Raw genomic sequence first — 295 nt, 5'->3', positions numbered from 1 at the left:
CGCTTCCGCATCCTGGCCGTCGTCGACGACTGCACGAGAGAGTGCCTGGCACTCATCGTTGATACGTCTCTCTCGGGTCTCTCGGGCATGCGGGTTGCCCGCGAATTGGACCGGCTCATCACCGAGCGGGGCCGGCCGAGGATGATCGTCAGCGACAATGGCAGCGAGTTCACCTCGAACGCCATCCTCGCCTGTGACCTTGCCCCTCTGATCTAATCCGGTTTGAAGTTCGTTCTGGCCCATCGAGAGGACCAGGACATGAAACGCAGCCGCTTCTCTGAAGAGCAGATCATCG

General features: G+C 60.7%; 1 pseudogene. It reads left to right on the top strand.

Annotation, left to right across the window (positions count from 1 at the left end):
* Positions 1 to 192, top strand: a pseudogene (locus AC0L2P_RS32320) (DDE-type integrase/transposase/recombinase); the annotation flags it as partial.
* Positions 193 to 295 lie beyond the last annotated feature (103 nt).

Source organism: Mesorhizobium sp. WSM4836 (assembly GCF_055811815.1).
Note: the sequence above shows the minus strand (reverse complement) of the source record. Positions and strands in the feature narration are given on the sequence as shown.